The sequence below is a fragment of the Geothrix fermentans DSM 14018 genome, from assembly GCF_000428885.1.
Lineage (GTDB): Bacteria > Acidobacteriota > Holophagae > Holophagales > Holophagaceae > Geothrix > Geothrix fermentans.
On record NZ_KE386812.1, the window covers coordinates 23,550 to 30,383 of the forward strand.

6 protein-coding genes are annotated in these 6,834 nt (G+C 68.0%); 2 read left to right on the forward strand and 4 right to left on the reverse strand.

Going from position 1 to position 6,834, the window contains the following annotated elements; all coding sequences use genetic code 11:
• Positions 1 to 7: 7 nt before the first annotated feature.
• Both G398_RS18865 and G398_RS0114745 read left to right on the forward strand, forming a co-directional pair.
• Positions 8 to 997 carry a cation diffusion facilitator family transporter gene (locus G398_RS18865; protein ID WP_043485604.1) on the forward strand — a complete coding sequence of 330 codons (990 nt, stop codon included), beginning with the start codon at positions 8 to 10 and terminating at the stop codon, positions 995 to 997.
• A 38-nt stretch (positions 998 to 1,035) separates the two neighbouring features.
• Positions 1,036 to 2,508: a helicase HerA-like domain-containing protein gene (locus G398_RS0114745; RefSeq protein ID WP_026854164.1), complete on the forward strand. Its 1,473-nt coding sequence runs from the start codon at positions 1,036 to 1,038 to the stop codon at positions 2,506 to 2,508.
• Between the two features lie 71 nt (positions 2,509 to 2,579).
• On the opposite strand, the gene dusB is transcribed toward G398_RS0114745, so the two are convergent.
• The 4 genes from dusB to G398_RS20035 form a co-directional block, all read right to left on the reverse strand.
• Positions 2,580 to 3,560, reverse strand: a complete 981-nt coding sequence (gene dusB / locus G398_RS18870; RefSeq protein WP_052572075.1) for a tRNA dihydrouridine synthase DusB — start codon at positions 3,558 to 3,560, stop codon at positions 2,580 to 2,582.
• A gap of 142 nt (positions 3,561 to 3,702) precedes the next feature.
• Complete coding sequence (locus G398_RS0114755) at positions 3,703 to 4,314, reverse strand: class I SAM-dependent methyltransferase (RefSeq protein ID WP_026854165.1); 612 nt, start codon at positions 4,312 to 4,314, stop codon at positions 3,703 to 3,705.
• A 329-nt stretch (positions 4,315 to 4,643) separates the two neighbouring features.
• Positions 4,644 to 5,936 carry a transcription termination factor Rho gene (gene rho, locus G398_RS0114760; protein ID WP_026854166.1) on the reverse strand — a complete coding sequence of 431 codons (1,293 nt, stop codon included), beginning with the start codon at positions 5,934 to 5,936 and terminating at the stop codon, positions 4,644 to 4,646.
• A 67-nt stretch (positions 5,937 to 6,003) separates the two neighbouring features.
• The coding region (locus G398_RS20035; RefSeq protein ID WP_026854167.1) for an alpha/beta fold hydrolase at positions 6,004 to 6,834 on the reverse strand (831 nt) is incomplete at its 5' end.

Below are 6,834 nucleotides of genomic sequence, written 5' to 3' on the forward strand. Positions count from 1 at the left end.
AGCCGCCATGTCCGCCGAACACCTCGAACAGCGATCCCGGGTCCGCATCGCCCTGCTGTCCATCACGGCCGGCGTGGCCGTCCTGGGGCTGAAATACCTGTCCTTCCTGCTGACGGGCTCCGTGGCCCTGAAATCCGACGCCATCGAGAGCGTGGTGAACGTGGTGGCGGCGGTGTTCGCCCTGGGCGCCGTGGTCTTCGCCGGGAAGCCCGCGGACAAGGAACATCCCTACGGCCACGGCAAGATCGAGCACTTCAGCGCGGCCTTCGAGGGCGGCCTCATCTCCCTGGCGGCGGTCCTCATCCTATTCGAGGCCGCCAAGGGCCTCTACTACGGCGTGGAGCTGAAGGACCTGGGCCTGGGCCTGGGCGTGAACCTGCTGGCCGGGGCCTTGAACGGACTGCTGGGATGGTTCCTCCTAACCCAGGGCCGCCGGACCCGCTCCAAGGCCCTGGAGGCGGATGGCCACCACATCCTGTCGGACTTCTGGACCACCGTGGGCATCGTCGCCGGGCTGCTCGCGGTGAAGCTCACAGGCCTGCGCTGGCTCGACCCCGTCATGGCCATGATCGTGGGCCTGCTGCTGGCCCGCACGGGCTTCCGGCTGGTGAGGGAGTCCTCCCAGGCCCTGCTGGACATGGAGGACCCGGAGGTGCTGGCCAAGGTGATCACCGCCATGAACCGGGTGCGGACCTGGGACATCATCGCCGTCCACGAGATGCGCACTTTCCGCTCGGGCCGCTACACCCACGTGGACGTCCACATGGTGGTGCCCGAGTACTACCCCGTGCGCCAAGCCCACGACCTCTGCGAGGGCTTCGGGAAACGCACGCTGGAGGACGCCGACATCGAGGGCGAGGTGCACACCCATGTGGACCCCTGCGGGCGCCTCTACTGCGAGCGCTGCCCCGCCGAGGCCTGCCCCATCCGGCGCGCGCCTCAGTCCACCGGCACGGCCTTCGTCCTGGAGGAGGCCACGGCCTCGGGGCCGGCCTGAACCGCTAGACTCTTCTCCATCATCATCACGAGGCCCCCATGTCCGAGCCCCTCCTGATCGCCAAAGGCGCATCCGACCTCGCCCTGCTGCCCCGCATGGCCAACCGCCACGGCCTCGTGGCGGGGGCCACGGGCACGGGCAAGACCGTGACCCTGCGCACCATGGCCGAGCGGTTCTCGGCCATCGGCGTGCCGGTCTTCCTGGCGGACGTGAAGGGCGACCTGCCGGGCGTCTGCAAGCCCGGCGGCGACAACCCCAAGGTGGCCGAGCGCGTGGGCCAGCTCAAGCTCGAGGGCTTCGAGTACCAGGGCTATCCCGTGGCCTTCTGGGACCTCTACGGCCAGCAGGGCCACCCGGTGCGCACCACCGTCAGCGACATGGGTCCCCTGCTCTTCGCGCGGCTGCTGAACCTCAACGACACCCAGGGCGGCGTGCTGAACCTGGTGTTCAAGATCGCCGACGACAACGGCCTGCTGCTGCTGGACCTCAAGGACCTGCGCAGCATGCTCCAGTTCGTGGGCGACCACGCGGCCGAGTTCAAGACCCAGTACGGCAACGTCTCCGCCGCCAGCATCGGCGCCATCCAGCGGGGCCTGCTGGAGCTGGAGAGCCAGGGCGCCGAGGCCTTCTTCGGCGAGCCGGCCCTGGACCTCGACGACCTCATGCAGACGGACGCCAAGGGCCGGGGCGTCATCAACATCCTGGCCGCCGACAAGCTCATCAACGCGCCCAAGCTCTATGCCACCTTCCTGCTGTGGCTGCTCTCGGAGCTCTTCGAGCGCCTGCCCGAGGTGGGCGATCCCGAGAAGCCCAAGCTGGCCTTCTTCTTCGACGAGGCCCACCTGCTCTTCAACGACGCGCCGGACGCCCTGCTGGACAAGATCGAGCAGGTGGTCCGCCTGGTGCGTTCCAAGGGCGTGGGCGTCTACTTCGTGAGCCAGAACCCCCTGGACATCCCCGAGAAGGTGCTGGGCCAGCTGGGCAACCGCGTACAGCACGCCCTGCGCGCCTTCACCCCCCGCGACCAGAAGGCCGTGAAGGCCGCCGCCGAGACCTTCCGCGCCAACCCCGGCCTCGACGTGGCCACGGCCATCACTGAGCTGGGCGTGGGCGAGGCCCTGGTCTCCCTCCTGGACGAGAAGGGCCGCCCCGGCATCGTGGAGCGCGCCTTCGTCTGCCCGCCCCAGAGCCAGCTCTCGCCCATCACCCCCGAGGAGCGCCAGCAGGTCATCAGGACCTCGGTCCTCGCGGGCCACTACGAGCAGGCCGTGGACCGGGAGAGCGCCTTCGAGATGCTCAAGGCCCGCGCCGAGCAGGCCATGCAGCAGGAGGCCGCCGAGGCCCAGGCCAAGGCCGAAGCCAAGGCCAGCAAGGAGCCCGCCCGCCGCAGCGACTCCATGATCGAGGCCTTCGGCAAGAGCGTCATCCGCGCCGCCGGCAGCTCCATCGGCCGCCAGCTCATCCGCGGCGTCATGGGGTCCATCTTCGGCGGCGGCGGACGCCGGCGCTGAGTTCGCCACGGATAAACACGGATGAACACAGATGAAACGGGCCTGTATCCGTGTTCATCTGTGGCTGAAAATCAGGCCGCCTGGTGCCTCAGGGCGTCGATGGCGGCCATGAGGGCCTGGGGGTCGCTGGCGGCGTGGAGGTTCTGGCGGAAGCCGTGGCCGCCGGGCACGCCCTTGGTGAACCAGGCGCCGATCTTCTTGATCTTGTGCAGGGCCTCACGGGGCTCCAGCAGGTCCAGCAGGATCTGGAAGAGGCGCAGGGTGGCGTCGATGCGCATGTCCGTGGTCACGGCGAAGTCTGCATCGAGGATCTGCCGGAAGAGGAAGGGATTGTAGAGCGCCCCGCGGCCGATCATCACCGCGGCGCAGCCCGTCTCCGCCACCATGCGGAAGGCATCCTCCCGCGTGTTCACGTCGCCGTTGCCGAGGATGGGGTACGCAGTGCCCGCCTCCACGGCCCGGGCGATGATGCTCCAGTCCGCGTGGCCCTCGTACTGCTGAGCCCGGGTGCGGGGGTGGATGGCCAGGGCCCGCACACCTGCGGCCTCGAACATGCGCAGGAAGTCCAGAAACTCGCCCCGCTCCTTCTGCGAGGCGTCCCAGCCCGCCCGCATCTTCACCGTCACGGGCACCTTCACTGTCTTCACCATTGAAGTGACACAGCGCTCCGCCAGGCGGATGTCCTTCAGCAGCGCCGAACCCGCCCCGCCCTTGGTGACGTTGCTGGCCGGGCAGCCCATGTTCAGGTCCACCAGGTCCGCGCCCGCGGCCTCGCAGAGCGCCGCGCCCTCGGCCAGGGCCTCGGGCCGCCCCCCGGAGATCTGCATGGAGAGCGGCCGCTCGCCCGTGGCCGCCATCATGCGCTCCGCCTTCACCGCATGCCGGATCAGCGCCTCGCTGCTGATCATCTCCGACACTGTGAGCCCCACCCCGCCGATCTCCCGGATGAATTTCCTGAACGGTTGATCGGTGATCTCGTGCAGCGGTGCCATGACGAGGCGGTTGGGCACCTCGACGTCGCGGATGTGGAAGGGGGTGTGGGGAAAGGTCATGGCCGGTCCGACCTTCCAGTGTAGCGGGGGCCCCGAATTCGGCCTGCGGCCAAATTCGGAGTAGGAGGCTGTGCCTCCGGAAGCGGAAGGCCCCTAGGGAGATGCGAAGCGTTCCCCTGCTCTGAATCCGGCACAGCCGGGTTCAGAGCCTCCGGAATCGCGTGTACTGGAACGCCTGCGTGGTACCGAAGGGCGTAAGATGCAACTCCCTTGAGGACTCCAGCAGCTCGAAGCCCCCGCCCAGCTGTGCGGCGAATCCCTGGGCGTCGTACCGGCAGACGGGTAGCCCGCTGCACTTCTCGGGGCCGTCCGGGGCGAAGCCCGCCAGAACCACGAAGCCGCCGGGTTTCAGCGCCTGCTGGAGGGCCTTCACATAGGCCCGGCGCTGCTCCGGCTCCGCAAGGAAGTGGAAGACCGCCCGGTCGTGCCACAGATCGTAGGCCGCGGCCGGCAACTCCACTTCCGTGATGTCCCCGATGACGAATTGGACGGCCGAGGCCCGTCCGCCCAGGCGCTCCCGCACCCGCACAAAGGCGGGTTCCGCGATCTCCAGCAGCGTGGGACGGTGGCCCAGGTCCAGGAGCTCATCCACCAGGACCGAGGCGCCGGCCCCCACGTCCAGCACCGAGGCTCCCGGCGCCAGCCCGCAGGCCCGGATCAGCCGCGCCGATTCCGTGGAGGCGGGCTGGTACCAGCTCACCTCATCGCCCTTGGTGGCGTGGATGGTTTCCCAGTGGGCCTTGCGGTCAGTCATGGGGAGCCTCACGAACGAAATGCCATGTTAGGTTCGGCTCTGAATTCGGCAATGCCGAATTCAGAATAGGGAAGGCTTCCGCCTCCCGAATAGAAGGTCTGTCTGGAAACGCGCAGCGTTTCCCATACTCGGAATGCGGCGCAGCCGGATTCCGAGCTGGTGCAGCTAGCGCATCGGGGCTGATAGCCGGCCCATCCTCGCTCCCATGCGGCGCTGCTGTAGCAGCGTCACATGGGGCTCGGCTCGGCTACCGCCTCGGGGCTGATAGCCGGCCCATCCTCGCTCCCATGTGGCGCTGCTGTAGCAGCGTCACATGGGGCTCGGCTCGACTACCGCCTCGGGGCCGGCTCCTGCAGGTTGGCCAGAAACTCATCGTTGGTCTTGGCCTTGCCGAGCCGGTCGACGAGCAGTTCCATGCTCTCGCTGGGGCCGCTGGCACTGAGGATCTTGCGGAGCACCCAGATCTTGGCCAGCTTGGCGGCGTCGATGAGCAGGTCCTCCTTGCGGGTGCCGGACTTCTGGATGTCCATGGCCGGGAAGATGCGCTTGTCGCTGAGCTTGCGGTCCAGCACGATCTCGCTGTTGCCGGTACCCTTGAACTCCTCGAAGATCACGTCGTCCATGCGGCTGCCGGTCTCGATCAGCGCCGTGGCGATGATGGTGAGGCTGCCGCCGGCCTCGATGTTGCGGGCGGCGCCGAAGAAGCGCTTGGGGCGCTGGAGGGCGTTGCTGTCCACGCCGCCGGAGAGCACCTTGCCGCTGGGGGGCACCACGGTGTTGTAGGCGCGGCCCAGGCGCGTGATGGAGTCGAGCAGGATCACGACATCCTTCTTGTGCTCGACCAGGCGCTTGGCCTTCTCGATGACCATCTCCGCCACCTGGACGTGGCGGGTGGCGGGCTCGTCGAAGGTGCTGGAAACCACCTCGCCCTTCACGCTGCGCTCCATGTCGGTCACTTCCTCGGGCCGCTCGTCGATGAGCAGCACGATGAGGAAGACCTCCGGGTGGTTCGCGGTGATGGAGTTGGCGATGTTCTGCAGCAGCACGGTCTTGCCCGTGCGGGGCGGGGCCACGATGAGGGCGCGCTGGCCCTTGCCCAGCGGCGTCATCAGGTCCATGACGCGGGTGCTCAGCTCCTGGGCGTCCCGCTCCATGCGGAGGTGGTGCTTGGGATATAAGGGCACCAGGTCGTCGAAGTGGGCCCGGTCCTTGGCCACCATCGGCGGATCGAAATTGACGGCGTCCACGCGCAGCATGGCGAAGAACTTCTCGCCTTCCTTCGGCGCGCGGATCATGCCGGACAGCGTGTCGCCCGTGCGCAGGTTGAACTTCCGGATCTGGCTGGGCGAGATGTAGATGTCCTCGGGGCCCGCCAGGTAGTTCTGGTCGGGGCTGCGCAGGAAGCCGAAGCCCTCCGGAAGCACCTCCAGCACACCCTCCGCGAAGAACTGGCCCTCACGCTCGGCCTGGGCCTGCAGCACCCGGAACACCAGCTCCTGCTTGCGCATGGAGAGCGGGTTCTCGATCTGCAGCTCCTTCGCCAGCTCGGCGAGCTTGCCGATGGAGAGCTCCTTGAGCTCTTGCAAGCTGAGGACGGCCGGGGACTGAGAAGGGGTGGCCATAGGTCACCTCGGGGGCAGGGCGAGTCGGGAGTGGCTCGGGGAAGGATGTATGGTAGGCCAGTTTCTCCTATCGGCGAAACCCGGCGTCGACTTTATCCAAAAATGATCCAACTGCAGCCGTGAACCCCCTGGGGTCTTCCACGGGGTAGGCATGCCCGATCCCAGGCACGATCTCGAAGCGGGAACCATGAATCCGGCGCGCCGTTTCCAGGCATTTCCACGGGGGAGTCAGAAGATCCTCAGCTCCGGAAAGCACCAGCACGGGAGCCTGGATGAGACTCAGCCGCTCGCGGATGTCCCAGCCGAGGATGCCGCGGATCTGGTGCAGGTTGCCGTGCATGGGCCTTCCCGGACCGCCCGTCACCACCTGGTGGTAGGCCCGCAGGACACCGTGCCGGGCCTCCAGGAAGGCATCGCCCCAGAGGAAGGGCGCCACGGCGTCGAACTGCAGGAGGGGACCCCCCACTTCCAGGCAGCGGGCCCAGTGCTCGGCCTTGAGGGCCATGGCGAAGTCGATGCGGGGCATGGCGCTGGTGAGCACCGCGCCTGCGAAGGCACCGGGGTGCGCGGCGAGCAGTTCCAGGCTCATGGCGCTGCCGTTGGAGAGACCCAGCAGCCAGGGGCGCTCCACGTCCAGGACACCGAACAGCTCCCAGGCCTCGGCGGCCATCAGGGCCGTGGGATAGGGCCCCTCCTCCGGCGCATCAGACTTGCCCTGCCCCCGGCTGTCGAAGGTGAGGACGCGGTAGCGGTCCGTCAGCCCCGGGAGCACGCCGGCCCACATGGTGGTATCCGACAGCAGGCCGTTCAACAGCACCACCCATGGACCGTGCGGATTCCCCTGGACGCGGTAGTGGAGCTTCAGGCCCGAAGCCAGCGTGGCGAAGGTGGGCTGGGG

Coding starts and splice junctions, on each gene's coding strand:
- G398_RS18865 (WP_043485604.1), top strand. CDS start 8: ATGTCCGCCGAACACCTCGAACAGCGATCCCGGGTCCGCATCGCCCTG.
- G398_RS0114745 (WP_026854164.1), top strand. CDS start 1,036: ATGTCCGAGCCCCTCCTGATCGCCAAAGGCGCATCCGACCTCGCCCTG.
- dusB (WP_052572075.1), bottom strand. CDS start 3,560: ATGACCTTTCCCCACACCCCCTTCCACATCCGCGACGTCGAGGTGCCC.
- G398_RS0114755 (WP_026854165.1), bottom strand. CDS start 4,314: ATGACTGACCGCAAGGCCCACTGGGAAACCATCCACGCCACCAAGGGC.
- rho (WP_026854166.1), bottom strand. CDS start 5,936: ATGGCCACCCCTTCTCAGTCCCCGGCCGTCCTCAGCTTGCAAGAGCTC.